Source organism: Streptomyces sp. NPDC037100, assembly GCF_055606225.1.
Genome location: NZ_JBVJSX010000002.1, coordinates 61,120 through 87,400, shown reverse-complemented (window position 1 = coordinate 87,400; position 26,281 = coordinate 61,120). Strand labels below are relative to the sequence as shown.

Annotated in this window: 26 protein-coding genes and 1 pseudogene; 18 read left to right on the top strand and 9 right to left on the bottom strand. The window is 69.7% G+C overall.

Translation table 11 applies throughout. From position 1 onward, the window contains the following. Nucleotides 1–72: 72 nt before the first annotated feature. From ACZ7EG_RS05480 to ACZ7EG_RS05430, 11 genes are all read left to right on the top strand, one after another. A complete protein-coding gene (locus ACZ7EG_RS05480; protein ID WP_471072704.1) occupies nt 73–1,419 on the top strand; it encodes an MraY family glycosyltransferase in 1,347 nt (448 codons plus the stop codon). Between the two features lie 298 nt (nt 1,420–1,717). After that, a complete protein-coding gene (locus ACZ7EG_RS05475; RefSeq protein ID WP_471072701.1) occupies nt 1,718–2,155 on the top strand; it encodes a hypothetical protein in 438 nt (145 codons plus the stop codon). A gap of 273 nt (nt 2,156–2,428) precedes the next feature. Next, nucleotides 2,429–3,196 carry a F0F1 ATP synthase subunit A gene (gene atpB, locus ACZ7EG_RS05470; protein ID WP_298565006.1) on the top strand — a complete coding sequence of 256 codons (768 nt, stop codon included), beginning with the start codon at nt 2,429–2,431 and terminating at the stop codon, nt 3,194–3,196. Nucleotides 3,197–3,262: 66 nt separating this feature from the next. Beyond that, complete coding sequence (locus tag ACZ7EG_RS05465) at nt 3,263–3,502, top strand: ATP synthase subunit c family protein (protein WP_030246434.1); 240 nt, start codon at nt 3,263–3,265, stop codon at nt 3,500–3,502. 38 nt (nt 3,503–3,540) lie between these two features. Further along, the gene (locus tag ACZ7EG_RS05460; RefSeq protein WP_030246436.1) at nt 3,541–4,089 is read left to right on the top strand and encodes a F0F1 ATP synthase subunit B; all 549 of its coding nucleotides are present in this window, start codon (nt 3,541–3,543) and stop codon (nt 4,087–4,089) included. Continuing rightward, on the top strand, nt 4,086–4,901 hold the full coding sequence (locus ACZ7EG_RS05455; RefSeq protein ID WP_467059281.1) for a F0F1 ATP synthase subunit delta: 816 nt from the start codon (nt 4,086–4,088) through the stop codon (nt 4,899–4,901). Before ACZ7EG_RS05460 ends, ACZ7EG_RS05455 begins: the two co-directional genes overlap by 4 nt. A gap of 126 nt (nt 4,902–5,027) precedes the next feature. Beyond that, nucleotides 5,028–6,617 carry a F0F1 ATP synthase subunit alpha gene (gene atpA / locus ACZ7EG_RS05450; protein ID WP_031104202.1) on the top strand — a complete coding sequence of 530 codons (1,590 nt, stop codon included), beginning with the start codon at nt 5,028–5,030 and terminating at the stop codon, nt 6,615–6,617. Nucleotides 6,618–6,637: 20 nt separating this feature from the next. Beyond that, complete coding sequence (locus tag ACZ7EG_RS05445) at nt 6,638–7,558, top strand: F0F1 ATP synthase subunit gamma (protein ID WP_031104203.1); 921 nt, start codon at nt 6,638–6,640, stop codon at nt 7,556–7,558. Next, nucleotides 7,559–9,007, top strand: a complete 1,449-nt coding sequence (atpD, locus tag ACZ7EG_RS05440; RefSeq protein WP_471072697.1) for a F0F1 ATP synthase subunit beta — start codon at nt 7,559–7,561, stop codon at nt 9,005–9,007. A gap of 117 nt (nt 9,008–9,124) precedes the next feature. Continuing rightward, nucleotides 9,125–9,502: a F0F1 ATP synthase subunit epsilon gene (locus tag ACZ7EG_RS05435; protein WP_033312984.1), complete on the top strand. Its 378-nt coding sequence runs from the start codon at nt 9,125–9,127 to the stop codon at nt 9,500–9,502. Nucleotides 9,503–9,632: 130 nt separating this feature from the next. Then, nucleotides 9,633–10,079, top strand: coding sequence for a DUF2550 domain-containing protein (locus ACZ7EG_RS05430; protein ID WP_471072694.1), 447 nt, complete (start codon nt 9,633–9,635; stop codon nt 10,077–10,079). Between the two features lie 97 nt (nt 10,080–10,176). Here ACZ7EG_RS05430 and ACZ7EG_RS05425 read toward each other — a convergent pair whose 3' ends face one another. From ACZ7EG_RS05425 to ACZ7EG_RS05415, 3 genes are all read right to left on the bottom strand, one after another. Continuing rightward, entirely contained in the window at nt 10,177–12,000 is a 1,824-nt protein-coding gene (locus ACZ7EG_RS05425; RefSeq protein WP_471072691.1) for a glycosyl hydrolase family 18 protein, read from the bottom strand. A 146-nt stretch (nt 12,001–12,146) separates the two neighbouring features. Beyond that, nucleotides 12,147–12,788: a response regulator gene (locus tag ACZ7EG_RS05420; protein ID WP_471072688.1), complete on the bottom strand. Its 642-nt coding sequence runs from the start codon at nt 12,786–12,788 to the stop codon at nt 12,147–12,149. Beyond that, the gene (locus tag ACZ7EG_RS05415) at nt 12,785–13,978 is read right to left on the bottom strand and encodes a sensor histidine kinase (RefSeq protein ID WP_471072685.1); all 1,194 of its coding nucleotides are present in this window, start codon (nt 13,976–13,978) and stop codon (nt 12,785–12,787) included. Before ACZ7EG_RS05415 ends, ACZ7EG_RS05420 begins: the two co-directional genes overlap by 4 nt. Nucleotides 13,979–14,131: 153 nt before the next feature. Between ACZ7EG_RS05415 and ACZ7EG_RS05410 the strand changes: the two genes are divergently transcribed. Then, nucleotides 14,132–14,710 (top strand): hypothetical protein, encoded by a 579-nt coding sequence (locus ACZ7EG_RS05410; protein ID WP_471072682.1) that lies wholly within the window; start codon nt 14,132–14,134, stop codon nt 14,708–14,710. A gap of 69 nt (nt 14,711–14,779) precedes the next feature. Here ACZ7EG_RS05410 and ACZ7EG_RS05405 read toward each other — a convergent pair whose 3' ends face one another. Genes ACZ7EG_RS05405 through ACZ7EG_RS05395 form a run of 3 tightly spaced genes read right to left on the bottom strand, consistent with a single transcriptional unit; the run spans nt 14,780 to nt 16,908 of the window. Continuing rightward, nucleotides 14,780–15,352, bottom strand: a complete 573-nt coding sequence (locus ACZ7EG_RS05405) for a cob(I)yrinic acid a,c-diamide adenosyltransferase (protein WP_471072679.1) — start codon at nt 15,350–15,352, stop codon at nt 14,780–14,782. Between the two features lie 19 nt (nt 15,353–15,371). Then, complete coding sequence (locus ACZ7EG_RS05400; RefSeq protein ID WP_471072676.1) at nt 15,372–16,115, bottom strand: ABC transporter permease; 744 nt, start codon at nt 16,113–16,115, stop codon at nt 15,372–15,374. 10 nt (nt 16,116–16,125) lie between these two features. Beyond that, complete coding sequence (locus ACZ7EG_RS05395; protein WP_471072673.1) at nt 16,126–16,908, bottom strand: ABC transporter ATP-binding protein; 783 nt, start codon at nt 16,906–16,908, stop codon at nt 16,126–16,128. Nucleotides 16,909–16,987: 79 nt separating this feature from the next. Here ACZ7EG_RS05395 and ACZ7EG_RS05390 point away from each other — a divergent pair, with 79 nt between their 5' ends. The 4 genes from ACZ7EG_RS05390 (at nt 16,988) to ACZ7EG_RS05375 (ending at nt 21,850) form a co-directional block, all read left to right on the top strand. Then, a complete protein-coding gene (locus ACZ7EG_RS05390; RefSeq protein WP_471072670.1) occupies nt 16,988–17,629 on the top strand; it encodes a TetR/AcrR family transcriptional regulator in 642 nt (213 codons plus the stop codon). A 126-nt stretch (nt 17,630–17,755) separates the two neighbouring features. After that, complete coding sequence (locus tag ACZ7EG_RS05385; RefSeq protein WP_471072667.1) at nt 17,756–18,604, top strand: 3-hydroxyacyl-CoA dehydrogenase family protein; 849 nt, start codon at nt 17,756–17,758, stop codon at nt 18,602–18,604. Nucleotides 18,605–18,754: 150 nt separating this feature from the next. Continuing rightward, entirely contained in the window at nt 18,755–19,078 is a 324-nt protein-coding gene (locus ACZ7EG_RS05380) for an STAS domain-containing protein (RefSeq protein ID WP_344458811.1), read from the top strand. A 267-nt stretch (nt 19,079–19,345) separates the two neighbouring features. Next, the gene (locus ACZ7EG_RS05375) at nt 19,346–21,850 is read left to right on the top strand and encodes an ATP-binding protein (RefSeq protein ID WP_471072664.1); all 2,505 of its coding nucleotides are present in this window, start codon (nt 19,346–19,348) and stop codon (nt 21,848–21,850) included. 67 nt (nt 21,851–21,917) lie between these two features. On the opposite strand, the gene nucS is transcribed toward ACZ7EG_RS05375, so the two are convergent. Continuing rightward, nucleotides 21,918–22,589: an endonuclease NucS gene (gene nucS, locus ACZ7EG_RS05370; protein WP_033312972.1), complete on the bottom strand. Its 672-nt coding sequence runs from the start codon at nt 22,587–22,589 to the stop codon at nt 21,918–21,920. A gap of 256 nt (nt 22,590–22,845) precedes the next feature. On the opposite strand from nucS, the gene ACZ7EG_RS05365 reads away from it, so the two are divergent. Beyond that, a complete protein-coding gene (locus ACZ7EG_RS05365) occupies nt 22,846–23,238 on the top strand; it encodes an SCO5389 family protein (RefSeq protein WP_471072660.1) in 393 nt (130 codons plus the stop codon). An 84-nt stretch (nt 23,239–23,322) separates the two neighbouring features. On the opposite strand, the gene ACZ7EG_RS05360 is transcribed toward ACZ7EG_RS05365, so the two are convergent. Beyond that, nucleotides 23,323–24,351, bottom strand: a complete 1,029-nt coding sequence (locus tag ACZ7EG_RS05360) for an LLM class flavin-dependent oxidoreductase (protein WP_471072657.1) — start codon at nt 24,349–24,351, stop codon at nt 23,323–23,325. 180 nt (nt 24,352–24,531) lie between these two features. Beyond that, nucleotides 24,532–25,615: pseudogene (locus tag ACZ7EG_RS05355) on the bottom strand (IS200/IS605 family accessory protein TnpB-related protein); the annotation flags it as partial. Nucleotides 25,616–25,861: 246 nt separating this feature from the next. On the opposite strand from ACZ7EG_RS05355, the gene ACZ7EG_RS05350 reads away from it, so the two are divergent. Continuing rightward, on the top strand, nt 25,862–26,194 hold the full coding sequence (locus ACZ7EG_RS05350) for an ATP/GTP-binding protein (RefSeq protein ID WP_471072654.1): 333 nt from the start codon (nt 25,862–25,864) through the stop codon (nt 26,192–26,194). Nucleotides 26,195–26,281: the final 87 nt, after the last annotated feature.

The window sequence follows — 26,281 nt, the reverse complement described above, 5'->3', positions numbered from 1 at the left end:
AAGTCCCCACTCATATGCGCGCATCGCTAGGGTGTGGGGCTGAGATGGCCAGCGAGACCTGTGGGGAAGCCCGTGCGTGAATACCTCCTGACGCTCTGCATCACGGCCGCGGTGACGTATCTGCTGACAGGGCCGGTACGGAAGTTCGCGATCGTGGCCGGAGCGATGCCGGAGATCCGGGCACGTGACGTGCACCGGGAGCCCACTCCGCGCCTCGGCGGTATCGCGATGTTCTTCGGCCTGTGCGCGGGCCTGCTGGTCGCCGACCACCTGACCAACCTCAACCAGGTCTTCGCGACCTCGAACGAACCCCGGGCGCTGCTGTCCGGGGCCGCCCTGATCTGGCTGATCGGTGTACTGGACGACAAGTTCGAGATCGACGCCCTGATCAAGCTGGGCGGCCAGATGATCGCCGCGGGCGTGATGGTCGTGCAGGGTCTGACGATCCTGTGGCTGCCGATCCCGGGTGTCGGCTCGGTCGCGCTCACCCAGTGGCAGGGCACCCTGCTCACGGTCGCCCTGGTCGTCATCACCATCAACGCGGTCAACTTCGTCGACGGCCTGGACGGCCTCGCGGCCGGCATGGTCTGCATCGCGGCCACGGCGTTCTTCCTGTACGCCTACCGCATCTGGTACTCGTACGGCATCGAGGCCGCCGCGCCGGCCACCCTCTTCTCGGCGATCCTGATGGGCATGTGCCTGGGCTTCCTGCCGCACAACATGCACCCGGCGCGGATCTTCATGGGCGACTCCGGCTCGATGCTGATCGGCCTGGTGCTGGCCGCCGGCGCGATCTCCGTCACCGGGCAGGTCGACCCGGACGCGCTCAACCTGTACGTGGGCTCCGAGAAGGAGGCCGTGCACCAGACGGTCCCCGTCTACATCCCGCTGCTGCTGCCGCTGACGATCATCGCGGTGCCGGCCGCCGACCTGATCCTGGCGATCGTGCGGCGCACCTGGCGCGGCCAGTCCCCGTTCGCCGCCGACCGCGGCCACCTGCACCACCGGCTGCTGGAGATCGGCCACTCGCACAGCCGCGCGGTGCTGATCATGTACTTCTGGTCGGCGCTGATCGCCTTCGGGGCTCTCGCCTACTCGGTCAACTCGGCGTCCATGTGGATCGTGCTGGGTGTGGTCTTCCTCAGCGCGATCGGGCTCCTGCTGCTTCTGCTGCCGCGCTTCACGCCGCGTGCGCCCCGCTGGATGGAGCGCTTCGTGCCACCGCGCTACCGGCGCCGCGGCTCGGTCGCGGCCCTCTCACCCGAGGCCTCGACGCCGGCGTCGACGCCGGACCAGCACAGCCCGGTCGCGACCGAGAGCCGCACGCCCGTGGTCTCCGGGGTCGCCGGTGTCAACGGGGCGACCGCCATCGGCCCCCGTTCGCGTCTGGCCGACCGGCGCAAGGCGGGGACAAGGTAAGAATCTGACTAGAGCATTGCCAAGTCGTGGGATTGCGATGGGGGTGCGAAGCGCCCCAATACCAGACATCTCGGCACTGTTCCCGCTCAGACGCGCAAGTTCACTCTCATGTGTGACAGTCCGCACACCTCCAGGTAAAGACTGCATCAAATAGTTTGTGATACGGTTCACGAGAACCCCCCGGATAGAGCCGAAGGACCGTAGTGCGACGGTCCATTGGTGTGAGGTCTCCACTCAGCCCGGGACTACGCTCGTCCATGACGACACCCCTGCCCCCTGCGAAAGCGGAGTTGCCGCCATGCCGTCCAATGACGCCCGGAACCTCTTGCAGTGCGCTGTGCCCACAGCCGCTGCCGGTGTGGTCGTGGTCGCCGTCAGTGGCGCGGTGGCCGGAGGCAAGGGAGCCATCGGAGCGGCCGTCGGCACCGTACTGGCCATCCTCTTCATGGGAATCGGTCTGTACGTTCTCCAGTGGACGGCAAAAACGCTCCCGCAGTTGTTCCAGGCCATGGGGCTGATGCTCTACATGGCACAGCTTCTGCTGCTCCTCATCTTTGTCGCCCTCTTCAAGGGCACCTCTCTCTTCAACCCGAAGGCGTTCGCCGCCGGGATCATCGTCGCGACCGTCGTGTGGATGGCTGCGCAGGCTCGTGCGCACATGAAGGCCAAGCTCTTCTACATCGACCCGGACTCCGCGAAGAGCGAGAAGCCGGAGAAGACCGGGCCGTCGTCGTGACGAGTAGGGGCGCGATAAAGGGCAGTAGGAACTCCTGCTATCGTCCGGTGCCAACTGCGGCATCGCGGGCGCGGGCATCTGAGCTGACGCCTGCTCGAACGCGAGGCTCGATGCCCCCCAGCCGCCCTCACATTCTTAACACCAGTCCGGTGCCGACCCGCGGCTGTACGCCGCGCCGACACAACGAGGTTGCCGTACCCATGCGTCACACCGAAGGAGCCCGCGGTGAGTGCTGACCAGACCCAGCTCGCCTTTGACTGGAGCTGTCGGATCATGTCCGACGGGTGTGGTTTTCCGGCACCGGGCCTGCACTCGTTCCTCTTCAAGCCGATTGCCACGGTTGGAGGGTTCGAGTTCAACAAGGTGATGCTGCTCGCCATCATCACCACCATCCTCGTCATCGGGTTCTTCTACGCGGCCTTCGGCAAGGCCAAGGTGGTGCCGGGCAAGCTGCAGATGGTCGGTGAGGCCGGTTACGACTTCGTCCGCCGCGGCATCGTCTACGAGACCCTCGGAAAGAAGGAGGGCGAGAAGTACGTCCCCCTGATGGTCTCGCTCTTCTTCTTCATCTGGATCATGAACATCTGGTCCGTGATCCCGCTGGCGCAGTTCCCGGTCTCGTCGATCATCGCCTTCCCGGCGGTCCTCGCCGTGATCGTCTACGTGACCTGGGTCTCGCTGACCTTCAAGCGGCACGGCTTCGTCGGGTTCTTCAAGAACGTCACCGGCTACGACAAGTCGCTTGGCGGAGTGCTGCCGCTCGTCATGGTCATCGAGTTCTTCTCGAACCTGCTCGTCCGGCCGTTCACGCACGCGGTGCGACTGTTCGCGAACATGTTCGCCGGCCACCTGATGCTGGTCATGTTCACCGTTGCCTCCTGGTACCTGCTGAACAGCTGGATGGTTCCGGCGGCCGGTGTCTCCTTCGTGATGACCATCGCCATGATCGGCTTCGAGCTTTTCGTACAGGCCGTCCAGGCGTACGTTTTCGTACTCCTCGCCTGCACGTACATCCAGGGCGCTCTGGCCGAGCACCACTGAGCCCCACCACCCCCAGTCGTCCGGTGGCCAACCCCCACCGGTCCGTTAAGAGAAGGAAGATTCAGCATGGCTGCCACTGAGACCCTTGCCGCTGTCTCCGGTTCCATCGGTTCCGTCGGTTACGGCCTCTCGGCTATCGGCCCCGGCATCGGCGTCGGCATCATCTTCGGTAACGGCACCCAGGCCCTCGCCCGCCAGCCCGAGGCCGCCGGCCTGATCCGCGCCAACCAGATCCTGGGCTTCGCCTTCTGTGAGGCGCTCGCCCTCATCGGCATCGTCATGCCGTTCGTCTTCGGTATTGACTAAAAAATCCCTACCGACAGGCAACGACGAAAGGCACTGATGTGATCGCCAACCTGGTACAGCTGGCGGCCGAGGAGGAGCAGAACCCGCTCGTTCCTCCGGGCCCCGAGCTGCTCGTCGGCACCATCGCCTTCGCCATCGTGTTCTTCTTCTTCTGGAAGAAGCTGCTTCCGAACATCAACAAGGTTCTGGAGGAGCGCCGCGCGGCGATCGAAGGCGGTATCGAAGAGGCCGAGACCATGAAGGTCGAGGCCCAGAGCGTCCTTGAGCAGTACAAGGCACAGCTCGCCGAGGCCCGGCACGAGGCCGCGCGACTGCGCCAGGAGGCGCAGGAGCAGGGTGCCGCGCTCATCGCCGAGATGCGGGCCGAGGGCCAGCGTCAGCGCGAGGAGATCGTCGCCGCCGGTCACGCCCAGATCGAGGCCGACCGCAAGGCCGCCTCGTCCGCGCTCCGCCAGGACGTCGGCAAGCTCGCCACCGACCTGGCCGGCAAGCTCGTCGGCGAGTCCCTCGAGGACCACGCCCGCCAGAGCCGCGTGATCGACCGGTTCCTCGACGAGCTCGAGGAGAAGGCCGAGGCCGGGCGATGAACGGAGCGAGCCGCGAGGCCCTGGCAGCCGCACGTGAGCGTCTCGACGCGCTGACGGACTCGACGTCCGTGAACGCGGCTTCGCTCGCCGACGAGCTGGCCGCCGTCACCGCGCTGCTCGACCGCGAGGTGTCGCTGCGTCGGGTCCTCACCGACCCGGCGCAGGCCGCGGAGGCGAAGGCCGAGCTGGCCCAGCGTCTGCTCGGCACCCAGGTCAGCGGCCCCGCCGCCGACCTGGTGGCCGGCATGGTGCGCTCCCGCTGGTCGCAGTCGCGCGACCTGGTGGACGCCCTGGAGGTGCTGGCCAACACCGCCGACCTCACCGCCGCGCAGCAGGCCGGCAAGCTCGACGACGTCGAGGACGAGCTGTTCCGGTTCGGCCGGATCGTCTCCGGCAGTACCGAGCTGCGGGCCGCGCTGACCGACCGCAAGGCCACCACCTCGGCCAAGAGCGAGCTGCTGCGCAGCCTGCTCGGCGGCCGGGCCCAGTCGGCCACCGAGCGTCTGGTCACGCGCCTTGTGACCGCGCCGCGGGGACGTAGCCTGGAGACGGGACTGGAGTCCCTGTCCAAGCTCGCCGCCGAACGCCGGGACCGCATGGTCGCCATCGTGACCTCGGCGGTACCGCTGAGCGACCCGCAGAAGCAGCGCCTGGGCGACGCCCTCGCGAAGCTCTACGGCCGCCGGATGCACCTCAACCTGGACGTGGACCCCGAGGTCCTCGGCGGTATCCGGGTGCAGGTCGGTGACGAGGTCATCAACGGCTCCCTCGCGGACCGCATCGAGGACGCCAGCCGCCGGCTCGCCGGCTGAGCAGCAACTCAATAGGCAGTACGTACTTACGACGGCCCTGGTTGGGCCGTGCAGAAGAATCCTGGGGGTCGCCCCCAGACCCCCAAAGTGAAACTTCGGGCCCAACAAGGAGAGCAGGGAACCCAGATGGCGGAGCTCACGATCCGGCCGGAGGAGATCCGGGACGCGCTGGAGAACTTCGTCCAGGCGTACAAGCCGGACGCGGCCTCGCGCGAGGAGGTCGGTACGGTCACCTTCGCCGGCGACGGTATCGCGAAGGTCGAGGGTCTGCCCTCGGTCATGGCCAACGAGCTGCTGAAGTTCGAGGACGGCAGCCTCGGTCTCGCCCTCAACCTCGAGGAGCGCGAGATCGGCTGCGTCGTCCTCGGCGAGTTCAGCGGCATCGAGGAGGGTCAGCCGGTCTCCCGTACCGGTGAGGTTCTCTCCGTCGCGGTGGGCGAGGGCTACCTCGGCCGCGTGGTGGACCCCCTCGGCAACCCGATCGACGGCCTCGGCGAGATCGAGACCGAGGACCGCCGCGCCCTGGAGCTGCAGGCCCCGGGCGTCATGGTCCGCAAGTCGGTGCACGAGCCGATGGAGACGGGCTACAAGGCCGTCGACGCGATGACCCCGATCGGCCGTGGCCAGCGTCAGCTGATCATCGGTGACCGCCAGACCGGCAAGACCGCCCTGGCCGTCGACACCATCATCAACCAGCGCGACAACTGGCGCTCGGGCGACCCGAACAAGCAGGTCCGCTGCATCTACGTCGCCATCGGCCAGAAGGGCTCCACGATCGCCGGTGTGCGCGGCGCTCTGGAGGAGGCCGGCGCGCTGGAGTACACGACCATCGTCGCCGCCCCGGCGTCCGACCCGGCCGGCTTCAAGTACCTGGCGCCGTACACCGGTTCGGCCATCGGTCAGCACTGGATGTACCAGGGCAAGCACGTCCTGATCATCTTCGACGACCTGTCGAAGCAGGCCGACGCCTACCGCGCCGTGTCGCTGCTGCTGCGCCGCCCGCCGGGCCGTGAGGCCTACCCGGGTGACGTCTTCTACCTGCACTCCCGTCTGCTGGAGCGCTGCGCGAAGCTCTCCGACGAGATGGGTGCGGGCTCGATGACCGGTCTGCCGATCGTCGAGACGAAGGCCAACGACGTCTCGGCGTTCATCCCGACCAACGTCATCTCCATCACCGACGGCCAGTGCTTCCTGGAGTCGGACCTGTTCAACGCCGGTCAGCGCCCCGCGCTGAACGTCGGTATCTCCGTCTCCCGCGTGGGTGGTTCCGCCCAGCACAAGGCGATGAAGCAGGTCTCCGGCCGTCTGCGCGTGGACCTCGCCCAGTTCCGTGAGCTGGAGGCCTTCGCCGCCTTCGGTTCCGACCTGGACGCCGCGTCCAAGGCGCAGCTCGAGCGCGGTCAGCGCATGGTCGAGCTGCTGAAGCAGGCGCAGTACCAGCCGATGGCCACCGAGGACCAGGTCGTCTCCGTCTGGGCCGGCACCACCGGCAAGATGGACGACGTCCCCGTCGTCGACATCCGCCGCTTCGAGAAGGAGCTGCTGGAGTACCTGCACCGCAAGGAGCAGGGCCTGATGACCTCCATCCGCGAGGGCGGCAAGATGTCCGACGACACCCTTCAGGCTGTCGCCGACGCCATCGTGGAGTTCAAGAAGCAGTTCGAGACCGCCGACGGCAAGCTGCTCGGCGAGGACACCCCGGCTGCCGGTAAGTGACGACGGAAGGGACCTGACTCATGGGAGCCCAGCTCCGGGTCTACAAGCGTCGCATCCGATCCGTCACCGCGACCAAGAAGATCACCAAGGCGATGGAGATGATCGCCGCCTCGCGCGTCGTCAAGGCGCAGCGCAAGGTGGCGGCCTCCACCCCGTACGCGACCGAGCTCACCCGGGCGGTCACGGCGGTCGCCGGCGGATCCAACACCAAGCACCCGCTCACGACCGAGCCCGAGAACCCGACCCGCGCCGCGGTCCTGCTCCTCACGAGCGACCGCGGTCTGGCCGGCGCCTTCAACTCCAACGCCATCAAGGCCGCGGAGAAGCTCACGGCGAAGCTCGAGGCCGAGGGCAAGGAGGTCGTCAGCTACATCGTCGGCCGCCGCGGTGTCGCCCACTACAACTTCCGCGAGCGCAAGATCGCGGAGACGTTCACGGGCTTCACCGACGAGCCGTCGTACGCGGACGCCAAGAAGGTCGCGGCCCCGCTGATCGAGGCGATCGAGACGGAGACGGCCGAGGGCGGCGTGGACGAGCTCCACATCGTCTACACCGAGTTCGTGTCGATGATGACGCAGACGGCGATCGAGGCCCGGCTGCTGCCGCTCAGCCTCGACGAGGTCGCCGAGGAGGCCAAGCCCGCCAAGGGTGAGATCCTCCCGCTGTTCGACTTCGAGCCCTCGGCGGAGGACGTCCTCGACGCCCTGCTGCCGCGCTACGTCGAGAGCCGCATCTACAACGCGCTGCTCCAGTCGGCCGCCTCCAAGCACGCCGCCACGCGGCGCGCGATGAAGTCGGCCACCGACAACGCCGGAGAGCTCATCGAGACGCTCACCCGGCTTGCCAACCAGGCCCGCCAGGCCGAAATCACCCAGGAAATCAGCGAGATCGTCGGTGGCGCGAGTGCCCTGGCCGACGCGACCGCGGGGAGTGACCGATAAATGACCACCACTGTTGAGCCGACCGCTCCTGCTGGCGTGGCCACTGGCCGCGTCGCGCGGGTCATCGGCCCGGTCGTCGACGTGGAGTTCCCCGTCGACGCGATGCCGGAGATCTACAACGCCCTGCACGTCGAGGTCGCCGACCCGGCGCTGGCGGGCGAGAAGAAGACGCTGACCCTGGAGGTCGCCCAGCACCTGGGTGACGGCCTGGTCCGCGCCATCTCCATGCAGCCCACCGACGGCCTGGTCCGCCAGGCCCCGGTGACCGACACGGGTGCGGGCATCACCGTCCCCGTCGGCGACTTCACCAAGGGCAAGGTGTTCAACACCCTCGGTGAGGTGCTGAACAGCGACGAGACCCACACGGGCGAGCGCTGGTCCATCCACCGCAAGGCCCCCGCGTTCGACCAGCTCGAGTCGAAGACCGAGATGTTCGAGACGGGCCTGAAGGTCGTCGACCTCCTCACCCCGTACGTCAAGGGCGGCAAGATCGGTCTGTTCGGTGGTGCCGGTGTCGGCAAGACCGTGCTGATCCAGGAAATGATCATGCGTGTCGCCAACCTCCACGAGGGCGTCTCCGTCTTCGCGGGCGTCGGCGAGCGCACCCGTGAGGGCAACGACCTCATCGCGGAGATGGAAGAGTCCGGCGTTCTGGACAAGACCGCCCTGGTCTTCGGCCAGATGGACGAGCCCCCGGGCACCCGTCTGCGCGTGGCCCTGGCCGGCCTGACGATGGCGGAGTACTTCCGCGACGTCCAGAAGCAGGACGTGCTGTTCTTCATCGACAACATCTTCCGCTTCACCCAGGCCGGTTCCGAGGTGTCGACCCTGCTCGGCCGTATGCCCTCCGCGGTGGGCTACCAGCCGAACCTGGCCGACGAGATGGGCACCCTCCAGGAGCGCATCACCTCGACCCGTGGTCACTCGATCACCTCGATGCAGGCGATCTACGTCCCCGCGGACGACCTGACCGACCCGGCCCCGGCCACCACCTTCGCCCACCTCGACGCGACGACGGTTCTCTCCCGTCCGATCTCCGAGAAGGGCATCTACCCGGCCGTGGACCCGCTGGACTCGACGTCCCGCATCCTCGACCCGCGGTACATCTCGGCGGAGCACTACAACGCCGCGATGCGCGTGAAGAACATCCTGCAGAAGTACAAGGACCTGCAGGACATCATCGCGATCCTCGGTATCGACGAGCTCGGCGAGGAGGACAAGCTCGTCGTCCACCGTGCCCGTCGCGTGGAGCGCTTCCTGTCCCAGAACACCCACGCCGCCAAGCAGTTCACCGGTGTGGACGGTTCGGACGTGCCGCTGGACGAGTCGATCGCCGCGTTCAACGCGATCTGCGACGGCGAGTACGACCACTTCCCGGAGCAGGCGTTCTTCATGTGCGGTGGTCTCGAGGACCTGAAGAAGAACGCGAAGGAGCTGGGCGTCTCCTGACCCGGGCAGTGCTCGAGTCATGAGGGGGCGGGGTTCGTCCCGCCCCCTCATTCACGCCTACTAGACTTGTAACCAACACCCGGCACTCCCGCCGGGTGGTGACCCGAGGAGCCACCCTTGGCTGCTGAGCTGCACGTCGCGCTGGTCGCGGCCGACCGTGAGGTCTGGTCCGGCCAGGCCACCCTGGTCGTCGCGCGCACCACGTCCGGCGACATCGGCGTCATGCCCGGTCACCAGCCGCTGCTCGGTGTGCTGGAGTCGGGCCCGGTGACCATCCGTACGAGTGAGGGCGGGACCGTCGTCGCCGCCGTCCACGGCGGATTCATCTCGTTCGCGGACGACAAGCTCTCGCTGCTGGCCGAAGTCGCCGAGCTGTCGGACGAGATCGATGTCCAGCGCGCCGAGCAGGAGCTCGAGCGCGCGAAGGCGGAGGACGACGCGGAGGCCCAGCGCCGCGCCGACGTCCGTCTGCGGGCTGCCACGGCGGCCCGCTGACCCCATTCGCCGCGCGATGATGTCACTCAGCCGCGGCTGGGTACCGGAGAGATCCGGACCCAGCCGCGGCTGAGGCGGATGTGGGTGATTTTTACGTTCCGTTACCTAGGAGACGAGGAGGTCGGTGTCGATGGTCCTCGCTCTGACTGTGTGCGGAATCGTGGTGGCCCTCGTGGTGGTGGGCCTGTTCGTCTTCGGTCTGCGTCGCCGGCTGATCCAGCGGTCGGGCGGCACCTTCGACGCCAGCATGCGCTGGGACGCCCCGGCCGAGGGAGACCCCAACGGCAAGGGCTGGGCGTACGGGGTGGCCCGGTACAACGGTGACCGCGTCGAGTGGTACCGCGTCTTCTCGTACTCGCCCCGTCCGCGCCGCGTCCTGGAGCGTTCCGCGATCGAGGTGGCCGGCCGCCGGGTCCCGGAGGGCGAGGAGGAGCTGGCGCTGCTCTCCGACCATGTGATCCTGGCCTGTCTGCACCGGGGCACCCGTCTCGAGCTCGCCATGAGCGAAGACGCGCTGACCGGGTTTCTCGCGTGGCTCGAAGCAGCTCCGCCCGGACAGCGGGTGAACGTGGCGTAGCCACGTTCACCCGCTGGGTGGGGGCCCCGGACGACGTCTGGGGGAGCGTCAACGTCGCCCAGGGTCTACGACCCTTCGAACTTCTCTTCGATTCGGTCTACTTCAGGCCGCTGTCGATGGCGGTCGCCAGCTCCCCGTTGGCGGTGTCGCCACTGAACTCCCAGAAGAACGCGCCGCCGAGCCCCTGGTTCTTCGCCCAGGTCATCTTCCCGGCGATCGTGGCCGGAGTGTCGTACGACCACCAGTTGCCGCCGCAGTGCGCGTACGCCGTGCCGGCGATCGTGCCGGTGACGGGGCAGGAGCTCTTCAGGACCTTGTAGTCCTCGATGCCCGCCTCGTACGTGCCCGGAGCCGCGCCGGTCGCCGATCCGCCCGGGGCCGACTGGGTGACGCCGGTCCAGCCGCGGCCGTAGAAGCCGATGCCGAGCAGCAGCTTCTTGGCGGGGACGCCCTTCGACCTGAGCTTGGCGATCGCGTCGGCCGAGTTGAAGCCCGCCTGCGGGATCCCCGGATACGACGTGAGCGGGGAGTGCGGAGCGGTCGGGCCGTCCTTGTCGAACGCGCCGAAGTAGTCGTAGGTCATCACGTTGTACCAGTCGAGGTGCTGGGCGGCGCCGCCGTAGTCGGCCGCGTCGATCTTGCCGCCGGAGGAGCCGTCGGCGGTGATGGCCGCGGTGACCAGGTAGTTCGGGCCGAACTCGGTGCGCAGCGCCGACATCAGGTTCTTGAAGGCGGCAGGTCCCGAGGTGTCGCAGCTCAGGCCGCAGGCGTTCGGGTACTCCCAGTCGATGTCGATGCCGTCGAAGACGTCGGCCCAGCGCGGGTCCTCCACGACGGCCTTGCAGGACTTCGCGAACGCGGCGGCGTTGGCCGCTGCCTGACCGAAGCCGCCGGAGTAGGTCCAGCCGCCGAAGGAGTACAGGACCTTGATGTGCGGGTACCTGGCCTTCAGCTGCCGGAGCTGGTTGAAGTTGCCCCGCAGCGGCTGGTCCCAGGTGTCGGCGCTGCCGCTGACGGACTGGTCGGCGGTGTAGGCCTTGTCGTAGGCGGCGTAGGTGTCGTCGACGGTGCACTGGCCGTTCTTGACGTTGCCGAACGCGTAGTTGATGTGGGTGATCTTCGAGGCCGTGCCCGACGTCACCAGGTTCTTGACGTGGTAGTTGCGGCCGTAGACGCCCCACTCGGTGAAGTAGCCGAGCTTGACCTTGTCGCCGGTGGGCGGCTCGGTGGTGCCGCCCGTGGTGCGGACCCGGACGGCGCCGCTGACCGGGCCGGTCTGGTCGGCGGTGTCACGGGCCTGGACGGAGTAGGAGTAGTCGGTGCCGGCGGTGAGGCCGGTGCTGGTGTACGAGGTGCCCGTCACGGTGGCGACCTTGGTGCCGTCGCGCAGGACGTCGTAGTTCTTGACGCCCTTGTCGTCGGTGGCGGCGGACCACGACAGCTTCACCGAGGTGTCGGTGATGTCCGAGGCGGTGGGGGTGCCAGGAGCGCTGGGCGCGCTGTCGCCGGGCTCGGTGGTGCCGCCGTCGCAACCGCCGCCGTTGAGCTTGCAGTTCGCGGGGGACCCGGTGCCGCTGCCGTTGAAGCCGAACGAGACGGAGGCGCCGGGTGCGAGGGTGCCGTTCCAGGACTTGTTCTTCGCGGTCCAGCGGGTGCCGGAGGAGGTGACGTCGGCGTCCCAGGAGGAGGTGACGGACGTGCCGGAGGGGAAGTCCCACTCGACGGTCCAGGAGCTGAGGGTGGTGGTGCCGGTGTTCTTCACCGTCCACTTGCCCTCGAAGCCGGAGCCCCAGTCCTGGGTCTTGGCGTAGGTCGCGGTGGCGGACGTGGCGGCCTGGGCCGGGCTCGCCAGGCCGACGAGGCCGGCCAGCGGGAGCAACAGGGTCGCGAACCCCGCCGCGGCTCTGTGTCTGAAGCGCATGCTGCGCCTCCTTGATGGAGTTGTGGGGGGCGTGACTGAGCCTCACGCCACTCATGGTGCGGTGAGAATAGAAAGGTCTGGACCACCGGTCAATAGGTCTGGACCACCATGCGTCCGATGTGCGCCGTGTCAGACCCGGCCCCGGTTCAGACGCCCAACTCCTGCGCCAGTACGGCGGCTTGCACCCTGCTCCGCAGCCCCAGCTTCCCGAGCAGCCTGCTGACGTGGGTCTTCACGGTCGCCTCTGCCATGTCGAGCCGCTCCGCGATGCCCGCGTTGGACAGTCCCCGGCCGAGGCAGGACAGCACCTCGCGCTCCCGCCGCGTCAGCTGGTCGAGCACCGCCGGATCGGCCGCGGGCTCCCGCGCGGGCTTCGCGGCGAACTCCGCGATCAGCCGCCGCGTCACCGCCGGGGCGATCAGACCCTCCCCGCGCGCCACCGTCCGCACCGCCTCCAGCAGCTCCTTCGCCTCGGTGTTCTTCAGCAGGAACCCGCAGGCGCCCGCCCGCAGCGCACCGAAGACGTACTCGTCGAGGTCGAAGGTGGTCAGCACCAGCACTTCGGCGAGCCGCTCCTTGACGACCTGCCGGGTCGCGGACACCCCGTCCAGGCGCGGCATCTGCACGTCCATCAGCACCAGGTCCGGCCGCAGCTCACGGGCCAGCGCCACCGCCTGCTCACCGTCCGCCGCCTCGCCGACCACCTCGATGTCGGGCGCGCTGCGCAGGATGAGGACGAGCCCCGCACGGACGGCGGACTGGTCCTCGGCGACGAGGACGCTGATCATGCGGTGTCTCCTTCGGCACTGTGACTGACGGGGATGGTGGCGCGTACGGCCCAGATCTTGCCCTCGGGCGAGTCCTCGGGGGCGGCTTCGAACGTGCCGTCCAGCAGGGCCACGCGTTCTCTCATGCCGACCAGACCCGCGCCGGACCCGGGCGCGCGCGGGGCGTCCCGGCCCCCGTACGGGCTGGTCACGCTGACGACCAGTGAGCCGTCCCGCCGGGCCAGGGACACGGTGACCCGCCCCGGGGCCGCGTGCTTGAGCGCGTTGGTCAGCGACTCCTGCACGATGCGGTAGGCGGCGAGCTCGACGGGAGCGGGTACCTCGCAGCGTTCGGCGTCGAGGGTGACGTCGAGGCCGTTGGTGCGGGCGCCGTCCACCAGCGATCCCAGGCCGTCGAGCGTGGGAGCGGCGGACGGTTCCATGTCGCCGCTGCTGTCGCGCAGGATGCCGATCAGCCGCCGCATCTCGGCGAGCCCCTCCACACTGTTCTCGCGGATGACCACGAGCGCGTCCTGAGAGGTCTTCGGATCGTCGAGGGACAGCGCGGCGGTGGAGTGGATGGCGATGGCGGACAGGTGGTTGGCCACCATGTCGTGCAGCTCGCGGGCCATCCGGGCGCGCTCGGCGGTGACGGCCTGGGTGCGGTCCATCTCGGCGAGCAGTGCGGTCTGTTCGGCGCGCAGCCGGGCCGCCTCGGCCGCGTCACGGTGGTTGCGGACGATCAGACCCGTGGCGGCGGGGCCGAAGGACACGAGGCCGGTGACCACGCCGATCAGCAGCGCCTCGGGCTCGCGCCAGACCGCGAACGGCACCACCGCCCCGGCCACCGAGAGCAGCCCGGTGATCCGCGGGATGCGGTGGGCCGACGCGGGCGGGCCGTACAGGACGGCCGCGTACATCAGGTCGGTGTACATCAGGATCGTGACCAGGTTGCCCTGGGTGACGAGGTCCAGGACGATCGCGGCCGTGCCGATCAACAGGCCGGTGCGGGGGGCGGTCCGGCGCAGCAGCTCGCAGCCGGCGAGCACGAACAGCGGCACCAGGACCGGCCAGCGCCCGGGCAGGAGCACGTACACCTCGGTGCTCGGCCTCGTGGCCAGGCCGACACCCCACAGCAGCAGGCCGCCGAGCAGGCTGCCGAGCGCGACGTGGACGTCGAAACGTCCGGGGCGGGGGAGTCCAGCGGCCATGGCACCATCCAACACGGCCGGTCGCACCCCGCGCATGATCCGCGCGTAGGGGCTCCGGCTGCATCTTTCGATGTACCCGGGGTTCGTCAGTCGCGACGACGATTCCCGCCGCCCCGCCCGGGAGCCTGGAGAGGTGACCGAGAGGAGCGAACCGTGATCGTCGCCTTGATCGCCGCCTGCGAGATCGGCTTCTGGGTGCTGCTGGCGGCCGGCCTGTCCGTCCGCTACCTGCTGCGCATGCCGCGTACGGGGCTGGCGCTGCTGCTGTGCGAGCCGCTGCTGGAAGTCGTCCTGCTGGTGGCCACCGCGCTGGACCTGAAGAACGGCGCCGAGCCGAACTGGACGCACGGCCTGGCCGCGCTGTACATCGGCTACACCGTGGGGCACGGCCACCGCACGGTGAAGTGGCTCGACGGGCACGCCGCCCACCGGCTGGGCGGCGCCCCGAAGCCGATCGGCCCGCCGCGCTACGGCATGGCCCGGGCGCGGTACGAGGGCCGGGTCTGGCTGGGCACGCTGGTGGGCGCCGCCGTCGCGACCGTGCTCCTCCAGCTCGCGATCTGGTACGTGGACGACCCGAGCCGTGTGACCTCCCTGGAGAGCTGGCGCTATGTGGCCTGGCGTGCGGCCGGGATCCACGGACTGGTCGCGCTGAGCTATCTGATCTGGCCGCGGCGTGCCCCCGCGGGGGAGTCCGAGGCGAGGCTCGAGGAACAGCGGGTACGTCGCTGAGGCCGGCATCCCGGCTTCCCGAGCGTCGTGGCCCCTCGCACAGTTCCCCGCGCCCCTTTCAGGGGCGCCTCAGCGTTCCCCGCCCGGAACCCACAGCACGTCTCCGACCTCCTTGTTCGCCGTCCTCGCGAGGATGAACAGGAGGTCGGAGAGGCGGTTGAGGTAGGTCGCCGTCAGCGGGTTCATCACCTCGCCGTGCACCTCCAGAGCCGCCCAGGTCGAGCGCTCCGCCCGGCGGACCACCGTGCAGGCCTGGTGGAGCAGGGCGGCGCCGGGGGTGCCGCCGGGGAGGATGAACGAGCGGAGCTTCTCCAGTCGTTCGTTGAAGAGGTCGCAGTCCGCCTCCAGCTTGTCGATGTAGAACTGCTCGACCCGCAGGGGCGGGAACTCCGGGTTCTCCACCACCGGCGTCGACAGGTCCGCCCCCACGTCGAACAGGTCGTTCTGGACGCGGGTGAGGACCGTGACGATCTCCTCGTCCAGGCCGCCCAGCGCGATGGCCGTGCCGATCGCCGCGTTGGCCTCGTTTGCGTCGGCGTACGCGGAGATCCGCAGGTCGGTCTTGGCGACCCTGCTCATGTCGCCGAGGGCGGTGGTGCCCTGGTCGCCGGTCCTGGTGTAGATGCGCGTCAGATTGACCATGTGGCCAGCGTAGTTACGCTCAGGCCGTTCGGAACACGCGTGTGCCCACTGTCACGGACAGCGCCGTGAGGGCGACGGCCACCAGCGCGCCGTAGAGCATGTGGGGTGTCGTGTAGCTGCCGACGTAGGCGTCCCGCACCGCGTCCACCAGGTAGCGGAACGGCATGAGGTGTGACAGGGCGTCCAGCCAGGCCGGGCCCAGCGTCATCGGGAGCATCAGGCCGGACAGCAGCATGGACGGCATGGTCAGCGCGTTGATCGCCGGGCCGAAGCTCTGCGGGGTGTCCATCCTCATCGCCAGCGCGTACGACAGCGCGGCCAGCGAGAGCGTGAGCAGGGCGACGAAGGCGAAGCCGATCAGAACGCCGGCCAGCGGCGCCCGCAGCCCCATCACCACTGCCGCCAGCACCAGCAGCACGGCCTGGAAGACGAACACCGTGGCGTCCCGCAGCACCCGGCCGAGCAGCAGGGCCAGCCGGCTGACCGGGGTGACGCGCATACGCTCGACCACTCCGTGACCCTTCTCGATGATGATCGAGAAGCCTGCGAACGACGCGCCGAACAGACCGAGTTGGAGCAGCAGGCCGGGGACGAGCACCTGCCAGGAGCTGCCTGCCGCGCCGAGCGGCAGGTCCGTGAGCAGCGGCCCGAAGAACAGCAGGTACAGCAGCGGCATGAGCACGCCGAAGAGCAGCGCGAAGCGCGAGCGCAGGGACTGGCGGAGATAGCGCCCGTAGACGAGGGCGGTGTCGTGCAGCAGCATTCCGGGACTCCTATACGGCTACGGGGGCGGCGTCGGCCGGCGCGGCGCTGCGGCCGGTGATGGCCAGGAACGTGTCCTGCAGCGAGGCGTCGAGCGATCCGCCGTACCGCAGCTTCAGTGCGCTCGGGGTGCCCTCGGCGACGACCACGCCGTGGTCGACGACGACCAGCCGGTCGGAGAGGGCGTCGGCCTCGTCGAGGTAGTGCGTGGTCAGGAACACCGTCGTGCCGTGCTCGTCGCGCAGCCGGCGTACCAGGTCCCACAGGTCGGCGCGGCTTGCGGGGTCTAGTCCGGTCGTCGGCTCGTCGAGGAACAGCACCTTCGGGCGGTGGGTGAGCGCCATCGCGATGTCGAGCCGCCGCCGCTGCCCGCCGGAGAGCGCGCCGCACTTGCGGTCGAGCAGCTCCGTGAGGTCCAGCTCGCGCGCCAGCTCCTCGGCGCGCTCGACCGCCTGCCCCCTCGTCAGCCGGTACAGGCGCCCCTGGGTGACCAGCTCCTCACGCACGCTGATCTGCGGATCGACCCCGCCGGACTGTGCCACGTAGCCGCAGACCCGCCGCACCCCGGCCGCGTCGGTCGCCAGGTCGTGGCCCGCGACCGAGGCGGTCCCGCCGGTCGGCTGCAGCAGGGTCGTCAGCATCCGCAGGGTCGTCGTCTTGCCGGCTCCGTTCGGTCCGAGGAAGCCGAGGATCTCGCCCTCGCGGACGGTCAGATCGATGGAGCGCACGGCCTCCACGGGGCCGCTCTTGGTCAGGAAGGTACGGGCCAGACCGGCCGTACTGATGATGGTCATGCCTCCAGAAAAACAGAGTCTCTTAAAGTTTGCAATGACCCCAAGTTTTCTATGACCCCAGGGAAGTTAGGATTCAGACATGGCTGAGGGGCTCAGGGAGCGGAAGAAGCGCGAGACCAGGCAGCGCATCTCGGACATCGCCACCGGGCTGTTCCTGGAGCACGGATTCATGACGGTGACGATCGCGGACGTGGCGGAGGCGGCCGACGTCTCCGTGAACACCGTCTACAACTACTTCCCGGCCAAGGAGGACCTCTTCTTCGACCGCTCCCAGGATGTCGTCGACCGGCTCTCCCGCTGGGTGCGAGGCCGGGACGAGGGGGAGTCGGCCGCCCGGGCGGTGCTGCGCGAGCTGCGCGCCGAGCTCGAGGCCGTCTCGCCCCGTATCGGCCTGATCGAGGGGTACGACCGCTTCATGCGCTGCATCGAAGAGGCGCCACCGCTGCGCTCCCGGTTGTGGAGCATGCAGCAGGAGCTCCAGGACAACCTGGAGGCGACCCTGCGCGAGGAGACCGGAGCCGCTGACGGCGACCCGCTGCCCGGGCTGATCGCCGGTCAGATCTGCTGGGTCCACGGCACCGTTTTCGTCGCGATCGGCCGCGAGATGGTCAAGGGGCGCAACCCGGACGAAGTGTCACGGGAGATCCTCGTCCTCCTCGACGACATCGAGGAGCTGTTGGGCGAGAAGGTGCTCAACTACGCCGTGCGAGGCGCCCCGTGACCCCTGCCGGTGTGATGTCCGTCATGTGAGACGTGACGCGCATTACTTACTGGTCACACAGCCCCTCACGAGCGCTAGTGTCCGCCCGAGAGGCAGACATAAGCAGCGCGTCAGGGGAGTCGCACAGTGGCACGGAAGCTCGCCGTCATCGGAGCCGGCCTCATGGGATCCGGCATCGCCCAGGTCTCCGCACAGGCGGGCTGGGAGGTGGTCCTGCGGGACGTCACCGACGAGGCTCTGACGCGGGGCACCGACGGCATCAAGGCGTCGTACGACAAGTTCGTCGCCAAGGGCAAGCTGGAAGCGCACGACGCCGACGCCGCCCTGGCCCGCATCACCGCGACCACCGACCTGGACGCGGTGGCGGACGCGGACGTGGTCGTCGAGGCCGTGTTCGAGAAGCTCGAGATCAAGCACGAGATCTTCCGTGCGCTCGACAAGATCGTGAAGGACGAGGCGGTCCTCGCCTCCAACACCTCCGCCATCCCGATCACCAAGATCGCGGCGGCGACGGAACGCCCGGAACGGGTCGTCGGCACGCACTTCTTCTCGCCGGTGCCGATGATGCAGCTGTGCGAACTGGTGCGCGGCTACAAGACCAGCGACGAAACCCTCGCCGCCGCCAGGGAGTTCGCCGAGTCGGTCGGCAAGACCTGCATCGTCGTCAACCGCGACGTCGCCGGCTTCGTGACGACCCGTCTCATCTGCGCCCTGGTCGTCGAGGCCGCGAAGCTGCAGGAGTCGGGCGTGGCGAGCGCCGAGGACATCGACCTGGCCTGCAAGCTGGGCTTCGGTCACGCCATGGGACCGCTGGCGACGGCGGACCTGACCGGCGTCGACATCCTGCTGCACGCCACGAACAACATCTACACCGAGTCCCAGGACGAGAAGTTCGCTGCCCCCGAGTCGATGCGCCGGATGGTTGACGCCGGTGACATCGGACGCAAGAGCGGGCAGGGCTTCTACAAGCACTGAAACCGCACATGCCCGGGGCCCATCACACCCAAGGGTGAATTCGGTATCGGTTCGCTTACAGGAAGCAACCTCTGACTCCTCCACACAGTCAGAGGTTGCATCACCCACATCCAGAACGCGGAGCACGATTCGCACGCACGGGGAGCGCATATGTACATCAGGGGCGACCACGCCGAGCTGGTCGTCGGGGGCCGCCTCGACGTCCGGAGCGCGGCGGACGCCCGTACGGTCCTGCACTCGGCCGTCGACGACGGAGTCGGGGACCTCGTGCTGGACCTGTCCGAACTGGACTCCTGGGACGCCACCGGACTGGGCGTGATCATGGGAGCCCACCGACGGGCCGGCCGCTGCGGCCGGCGCCTGGTGCTGCGTGACGTACCGCCGCAGATGCAGCGCCTGCTGGTGGCCACCCGCCTGCACCGGATCCTGGCGATCGAGGGAGGCATCGGAGTGGAGACGCTTCCCCGCGTGTGACGGCTCGTACGGGTGTGAGCCGGGCGACCGGGGAGACCCGGACGCACGTCGCCCCGTCGTGCGACGCGCACAATCCTCACGAGACCGTGACGTTACGGACGGAGCGGTACCCCGGACTGTCGTAGATACTGTGCGAAGGTTTAGGGTTCGGCTGCCCGCTGCCATGACACCCTTCGAGCGGGACCGGACCAGAAGCGACAGCGCGGTGTGCAGCAAGGCCGGGAGGGGCTTTTCCAAGCACACACACGCTTTTGGGGGGCTTGACCTATGGATCCTGACAACCGGGGACCCGAGGAGTACGGCCACGAAGGCGACGGCCCTGCGCCGCGCCAGCGCCCTCCCAGGGAATCCCTCACACCCGACTTCGCCCAGCACGCGCCGGCGCTCGCCCGCACGGTGCAGCTCGTCGCCGGCGATTTCCTGCTGACGGTCAACCCCGTCGACGGCAGCGAGATAGAGGTCTGCCCGCCCACCGAACGGCCCGCCCGGCCCGTGAAGCTCACCGCGGCCGAACGCGCCGAGGCCGATCGCGCGGCCCGTCCGCCCGTCCCGCCCGGCCCCCCGCAGCCCGCCCTGCCGCTGCTGGCCCGCCAGGACGAACGCGAGCGCCTGGTGCGCCTGCTCGCCCGTGGCCGCTCCACCCGCCTCACCGGCCCGGCCGGCTCCGGCCGCACCCGCCTCCTCGACCTCGTCGCGGAGGACTGCTCCGACCTCGCCCCCGACGGCGTCGTCCGCCTCAACGGCTTCGGACGTACCTCGGACGACCTGCTGTACGGCCTGTTCCACGCCGTGTACAGCGCCCCCCTGCACCGCCCGGACCGGGACGAACTGCTCACCCACGTCCGTGAGATCGGCGCGGTCGTCGTCCTCGACGACCTGGAGTTCGGCGGCGCCGCGCTGGACGAGCTGCTGGAGGCGACCCCCGAGTGCGCCTTCCTGCTCGGCGCCACCCCGGACGTGCCGGCCCCCTCCGCCGACGCCGCCGTCGAGGAGGTCGTCCTCGGCGGACTGGAACGCGCGGCCGGGCTCGACCTGCTGGAACACGCCGTCGGCCGCACCCTCACCGAGGACGAGTCCAACTGGGCCGGAGACCTCTGGTTCGAGTCCGAGGGCCTGCCGCTGCGCTTCGTCCAGGCCGGCGCCCTGCTGCGGCAGCGCGACCGGCTGCGCGCCGGCACCAGTGCCGTCGACGAGTTCGGTGTCTTCGAGGACGCGCTCCCGGCCGACGGCGCCGAGACCTACGACCTCGGCGACGACGTGCCGCTGCCCGCGCTCGGCGAGGCCGCCGCGCCCGCGCCGCTGCTCGCCTCCCGGCTGAGCGCCTCCGCCCGGGCGACCCTGCGGTTCGCCGTCGCCCTCGGCGGCGAGGTTCCGCACCAGGCGCATCTGCCGGCCCTGGTCGGCGACACCCACGCGGACGCCGCACTCGGTGAACTGGCCGCCTGCGGTCTGGTCTCCCCGGTCGGCTCCCGCTACCGCCTCGCGGCCGGCGTACCGGCCCAACTGGAGGCCGCCGGGTACGCCGACGAGGCCGAGGCCGGTGCCCGCAGCGCCGCTCAGCACTACTCCTGGTGGGCCGGACACCCCTCGGTCACCCCGGAGCGCGTGTGCGCCGAGGCCGACGCGGTCCTCGCCGCCCTGGCCGTCCTCGGGCCGGCCACCCGCCCGCCCGCCGAGGGCGAGGAGAGCGCGGCCGTGCACCTGGCCCGCACCGCCGCCCCCGCGTTCGCCGCCGGACTGCACTGGAGCGCCTGGGAGCGGGCCCTGCGCTCCGGCGCCGAGGCCGCCCGGCTCGCCGCGGACGTCGCCGAAGAGGCCTACTTCCACCACGAGCTCGGCGTCCTCGCCCTGTGCCGGGGGCAGCTCGACCGGGCCCGCGCCGAACTGGAGGCCTCCATCGGCCTGCGCGGCGCCCTCGCCGACAAGCGCGGTACCGTCGCCGGTCGCCGTGCCCTCGCCCTCGTCGCCGACCGCTCGGGCACCCCGATCGGGCTCGGGCCGACCGCGGGGGAGGAGGTGCCCGACGCCCGTGACGAGGAGTCGGCGTCCCCGCCCGGCGGTGTTCCGGCCCCCTTCCCGAAGCTCCAGCAGCCACCCCCCGCGACCCTGGTCACCCACCGCAGCTCGCCCGCGCCCTCACGGGCGGCCCGGGGTGGCCTCAAGGGCCTGGCCCGGCGCAACCTCGTGGCCGCAGGATCCGGTGCCCTGCTCGTCGCCGTCCTCGGCACGGTGGTGACGCTCGGCGCCACCTCCGACAACGACCAGAACCCACCCTCCGGCCAGGTCGGCGTCAACCCGTCCGCCAGCCAGGGAATCAACGACGACAGCCTCGGCGCCGACCGGCCGAAGAACGAAGACGGCGGCGGCGACACCGGCGAGGTGCCCGCCCGCCCGACGGACCCGGGCCCGGACGGCACCCTCGGCACGTCGGACGACCCGACGCCGACGGCCTCCCCGAGCGGTTCGCAGGACCCGAGTGACTCCGCGTCGCCGTCGAAGCCGCCGTCGTCCTCGAAGCCGCCCACGTCCGAGCCGCCGACGACGTCCAAGCCCCCCACGACGTCCAAGCCGCCCACGTCGAAGCCGCCGACGTCCGAGCCGCCGACCTCGCAACCGCCCACCTCCGCGCCGCCCACCTCGGAGCCGCCCACGACCAGCCCGTCCACCTCCGACTCGGCCAGCGGCCCGGCGCCCAGTGCTCCCACGAGCACCACGGCGAGCGCGCCGCAGAGCACCACGGGCACGCCGATCAGCCCGGACACGGTGATCTGACACCCGCACCGACAGCAGGGCCGGGTCCGTTCCACGGACCCGGCCCTGTTCGTCGTCGTACGGGCTGTCAGAACAGCCGCAGCTTGTCGTCCTCGATGCCCCGCAGCGCGTCGTAGTCGAGCACCTGGCATCCGATCCCGCGGTCGGTCGCGAGGACGCGGGCCTGGGGCTTGATCTCCTGGGCCGCGAAGACACCGCGCACCGGGGCGAGATGGGGATCGCGGTTGAGCAGCTCCAGATAACGCGTGAGCTGTTCCACGCCGTCGATCTCACCGCGCCGCTTGATCTCCACCGCGACGGTCTTGCCGTCGGCGTCCCGGCACAGGATGTCGACCGGCCCGATGGCCGTCGGGTACTCGCGGCGGATCAGCGTGTAGCCCTCGCCGAGTGTCTCGATGCGGTCGGCGAGCAGTTCCTGGAGGTGCGCTTCCACGCCGTCCTTGATCAGGCCGGGGTCGACGCCCAGTTCGTGCGAGGAGTCGTGGAGGACTTCCTCCATCGTGATGATGAGCTTCTCGCCCGCCTTGTTGACGACGGTCCAGACGCCCTCCTCCTCGCCGGTGCCCTCCTTCAGGGTGCAGGGCGGCGACATCCAGTTCAGGGGCTTGTAGGCCCGGTCGTCGGCGTGGATCGAGACGCTGCCGTCCGCCTTCACCAGGATCAGGCGCGGGGCCGAGGGAAGGTGGGCGGTGAGCCGCCCGGCGTAGTCCACGGAACAGCGGGCAATGACGAGACGCATGGTCGGCAACGCTACTCGACGGGCGCCTGTCGACGCGATTCGCCCTGGAAAACACGTGTTCGGTAATGGCCGATTGTGTGCATGGTGTGCTCATCGGGAGTGTCTCATCTGCGCATTTTCCTGGTGCCGTCACCGTACGTTGCTTACCGTATGAACGGGAGGTCGCCGTGCGTGTACGCAGCGTGTCCGGCGTCGCGAACTCCCTTATCTGTCCGGCAACCCCTGCCCGCCGGGCGGGGGTGCGAGAGGAGAACTCATGTCGCTCGACGTCTCACCGGCCCTACTCGAACAGGCCGAGCGAGGCGAGGTCGACGAAGCGGAATTCGTCGACTGCGTCCGGACCTCCCTGCCCTATGCGTGGGAGATGATCAGCTCCCTGGTGGCCCAGCTGAAGGTGGACGGCGGCGCGTTCGCCGACAACCAGACGCCCCCGCCGGACGAGCAGGCACGCGGTCAGCTGCTGCGTGCGCTTGCGAGTGACGCGATACGCGGCGCGCTGCAACGGCACTTCGGTGTGCGCCTGGCCTTCCAGAACTGCCACCGGGTGGCCGTGTTCCCGCTCGACTCCTCGGTCGACGAGAAGCTGGACCGTTTCACCTCGCTCCGCAGTCAGGTGCTGAACCAGTCTCCCGAGTTCCGGGACTGCTGACGCGGCGCCACTTGCTTGCCGCTCCGTACGCGGGAGGTGCGGTTTTGTACCGGAGCGGCAAGCCCCCAGGGATTTCCCGCGCTCTCAGACGAGTTGGGGGAGCACCTCGGTGCCCAGCCGCCGCACGTTCTCCTCGGTCGCCGCCAGGTCCCCGGAGCCCTCGACGAGCAACGCGAAGCGGGAGATGCCCGTCCGCTCGCTCGTCGCCGCCAGCCGGTCCGCGCACAGCCGCGGGGTGCCCACCGGGTGGAGCCCGCAGAGCAGTTCGGTGTAGGCCAGCGGGTCGCGCATCCGGCGCGTACGCCCGTCGACCGTGACATGCGCCTCCAGGCCCTGCTTCAGCCAGCCCGGCATCGCCTTCATCAGCGTCTCCGACGCGTCGACCCGCCGGTCCGCGATCTGGCAGACGCCGGCCGACACATGCGAGGCGCCCAGGATCTCCTCCGGCGACCGGCCGCAGGCCCGCGCGTGCTGCCGCCACAGTGCGACCATCTCGGCCTTCTCCTCGTCCCCCACGTGCATCCCGAGCAGCATCGACAGCCCCCGCTCGGCGGCGAGGCGCACGCTCGCCGGTGAGGTGCAGGCCATGACGAGCTCGGGTCCCGCGCCCTCCGTCAGAGCCTCCGACGGCCGCGGCACCACCGGGACTTCACGGAAGCGGAAGCGCTCCCCGTCGGCCGCCACGGACGGCTCGCGCAGCCACCGCACCAGAAGTTCCAGGGACTCCGGGAACCCCTGCTCGTACGCCTCCAGACCTGCGCCGAACACCTCCAGGTCGACCCAGGGGCCGCCGCGTCCGACACCGAGCGTGAAACGGCCCTCGCTCGTGTGGTGCAGCAGCGCCGCCTGTTCGCCGAGGGCCACGGGGTGCACGGTCGGCAGCACGCTGACCGCCGTGCCGACCCGGATGCGCCGGGTGCGGCCCAGCAGCAAGGCGGCCAGGGTGATGGCCGACGGACATGTGCCGTACGGCACGAAGTGGTGCTCGGCCAGCCAGACCGTGTCGAGCCCGGCCTCCTCGGCCACCTCGGCCGAGCGGACCGCGCGGTGCAGCGCCTCTCCCTCGCCCTGACCGGGGAACTGGGCCGCCAACACGAAACTTCCAACGCGCATTGCTTTCCTGCTTCCTTGGCTCCGACAGGAGCTCCCCCACAGCGCATAACCGTCCGACACGTGTCGAGGACACGGCCGGGCGGAGTATTTTGCGGATTGTCTGCAGAATGCGTCGTTCCGCCGGGAGTCCGGGGGAGAGCGCCCGGGGGAGGACCGTCGCGCCCGCGAGGTGGTGGCGTTCGGCGAAGCGCAGCAGGCGGATCAGGGCGTGGCGGATCTGGGCGTCGCGGTGCTGTGCGGTGCCGGACAAGTCGTAGTCGAAGCGATGGGGTTCGCCGACGGGGTTGCCGTGGTTGTCCAGGCGCCAGGCGGCCAGGTGGTCGGCGTTGGTGTCCACCCCGACCAGCCCGCCCGCGCGGGCTGTGGCCAGGGGCACGGTCTGGACCTGGGGGACCGTCCATGAGGCGGTCAGGTACCAGCGCCGACGTGCGGTGTCTTCGTGGATGCGGTAGGCGACCGCCCGGTTGGCGGTGACCCGGTCGGCCCACTGCTCACCCCGGTGCGCGAACGCCACCGTCGAGGCGAGCACATACCGGCCGTGCGGGGCGTTCGCCAGATACGCCAACGGGGCGGGGAGCTTGATCGAGACCTGGCCTTCGGGGGTGACGCGGATCGTTTCGTTGCCGAACCGCTTCCCCGATTCGCCGTCGGCTGCGAGGAACCGGCGCCCGGCCCGCCACCGCGCGCGCCACTGTTCCTCGCTCAGCTGGGCGGTGTGCAGATGGTGGCGGGTGTTCAACAGCCGCTTCCCGCCGCGCAGCACATGCACGCGCCCGGCCTCCCAGTCCGCCCGGGCCGCCTGGAGCCGGTCGGTGAGCACGTGCAGGCGGCGCGTCTTGGCGAACCACTCCCGCTTGCTGCGGTAGCCGCCCGGAGCCCGCTTGCTGCCCGCCTCACCGACTGGGAGGGACAGCCGGTGCGCGATCGTGCGCACCCCCGCCTGAAGGCTCTGGATGTGTGCCAGCTGGCTGCGTCGGGCCAGCGCCCACTGATCGTGGGTGGCCCTCGTGATCGACCCGGCCCACCGCGAAGAGGACGCCTGTGTCAGAGCCCGCTTACGCTCGGCCCACTGATCAGTGTCATGCTCCAGCCCTGCCGCGCACCGCATCTTCAGGTCCAGGCAAGCCAGCCTGCCCAGATGGTCACCGACCAGACGCAGCACTTTCTCGTCCTCGGCAGTCAGGTGCTTGAGCTGGTCCCGGACCGCAACCCCGCAAGGGCCGGGCACCACGAACGGCGTCCCAACCCTCCGCAGCCCACTCAATCCCCTCACCCCCGCCCAGCGCTGACCCACCCATCCCTCAGCACGTCTCAACGACCACCACGGGCAAAAGGTCACACATTCGACAGAAGAACCTGCGTTCCCGCCCAGGGGTCCGCACGCGCCACAACACGGACACTCGCCCATACACGCCTGTGCGCAGTCAACCGTCGGGAGCCCAGAACCCCCGTGCGCGCCGCGTAGGCTGGACGCGGCCCGTGCTTCCTGTATAGCCCCGAGAGGTGTCCCGTGTCCCCGCGTCGCAACCGACCCAAGGACGCCGGTTCTTCCGGCCGGAGCGCCGAGGACGACCGCCCCGGCCGCTACGGCGGCTGGCAGTCCCCGGAGAACTGGCAGGGCGAGAGCTGGAACGTGCGGCACGTGGCCGGCGCGAGCGCGCAGGGCAAGTCGTACCGCTGCCCCGGCTGCGACCAGCTGATCCCGGACGGGGTGCCGCACGTGGTGGCCTGGGCGGAGCACACGGGCGTCGACGACAGACGCCACTGGCACAAGGCCTGCTGGAACGCGCGGGACCGGGGGACCCCAGGGGGGGGGGGGGCTCGTAACGCGCCGAGGGTTTGACCGGGATTAGAAGTCCCGCCTCTCCCTGGGCCAGAAAAAGACGGCGAAAACCACAGCCGCGACGACGAGGAGGATCCCCAACGGGTC

Coding starts and splice junctions, on each gene's coding strand:
- ACZ7EG_RS05430 (WP_471072694.1), top strand. CDS start 9,633: ATGGTCCTCGCTCTGACTGTGTGCGGAATCGTGGTGGCCCTCGTGGTG.
- ACZ7EG_RS05365 (WP_471072660.1), top strand. CDS start 22,846: ATGTCGCTCGACGTCTCACCGGCCCTACTCGAACAGGCCGAGCGAGGC.
- ACZ7EG_RS05465 (WP_030246434.1), top strand. CDS start 3,263: ATGGCTGCCACTGAGACCCTTGCCGCTGTCTCCGGTTCCATCGGTTCC.
- ACZ7EG_RS05405 (WP_471072679.1), bottom strand. CDS start 15,352: ATGGTCAATCTGACGCGCATCTACACCAGGACCGGCGACCAGGGCACC.
- nucS (WP_033312972.1), bottom strand. CDS start 22,589: ATGCGTCTCGTCATTGCCCGCTGTTCCGTGGACTACGCCGGGCGGCTC.
- ACZ7EG_RS05375 (WP_471072664.1), top strand. CDS start 19,346: ATGGATCCTGACAACCGGGGACCCGAGGAGTACGGCCACGAAGGCGAC.
- ACZ7EG_RS05475 (WP_471072701.1), top strand. CDS start 1,718: ATGCCGTCCAATGACGCCCGGAACCTCTTGCAGTGCGCTGTGCCCACA.
- ACZ7EG_RS05395 (WP_471072673.1), bottom strand. CDS start 16,908: ATGACCATCATCAGTACGGCCGGTCTGGCCCGTACCTTCCTGACCAAG.
- ACZ7EG_RS05425 (WP_471072691.1), bottom strand. CDS start 12,000: ATGCGCTTCAGACACAGAGCCGCGGCGGGGTTCGCGACCCTGTTGCTC.
- ACZ7EG_RS05380 (WP_344458811.1), top strand. CDS start 18,755: ATGTACATCAGGGGCGACCACGCCGAGCTGGTCGTCGGGGGCCGCCTC.
- atpB (WP_298565006.1), top strand. CDS start 2,429: ATGTCCGACGGGTGTGGTTTTCCGGCACCGGGCCTGCACTCGTTCCTC.
- atpA (WP_031104202.1), top strand. CDS start 5,028: ATGGCGGAGCTCACGATCCGGCCGGAGGAGATCCGGGACGCGCTGGAG.
- ACZ7EG_RS05445 (WP_031104203.1), top strand. CDS start 6,638: ATGGGAGCCCAGCTCCGGGTCTACAAGCGTCGCATCCGATCCGTCACC.
- ACZ7EG_RS05455 (WP_467059281.1), top strand. CDS start 4,086: ATGAACGGAGCGAGCCGCGAGGCCCTGGCAGCCGCACGTGAGCGTCTC.
- atpD (WP_471072697.1), top strand. CDS start 7,559: ATGACCACCACTGTTGAGCCGACCGCTCCTGCTGGCGTGGCCACTGGC.
- ACZ7EG_RS05390 (WP_471072670.1), top strand. CDS start 16,988: ATGGCTGAGGGGCTCAGGGAGCGGAAGAAGCGCGAGACCAGGCAGCGC.
- ACZ7EG_RS05400 (WP_471072676.1), bottom strand. CDS start 16,115: ATGCTGCTGCACGACACCGCCCTCGTCTACGGGCGCTATCTCCGCCAG.
- ACZ7EG_RS05420 (WP_471072688.1), bottom strand. CDS start 12,788: ATGATCAGCGTCCTCGTCGCCGAGGACCAGTCCGCCGTCCGTGCGGGG.
- ACZ7EG_RS05415 (WP_471072685.1), bottom strand. CDS start 13,978: ATGGCCGCTGGACTCCCCCGCCCCGGACGTTTCGACGTCCACGTCGCG.
- ACZ7EG_RS05360 (WP_471072657.1), bottom strand. CDS start 24,351: ATGCGCGTTGGAAGTTTCGTGTTGGCGGCCCAGTTCCCCGGTCAGGGC.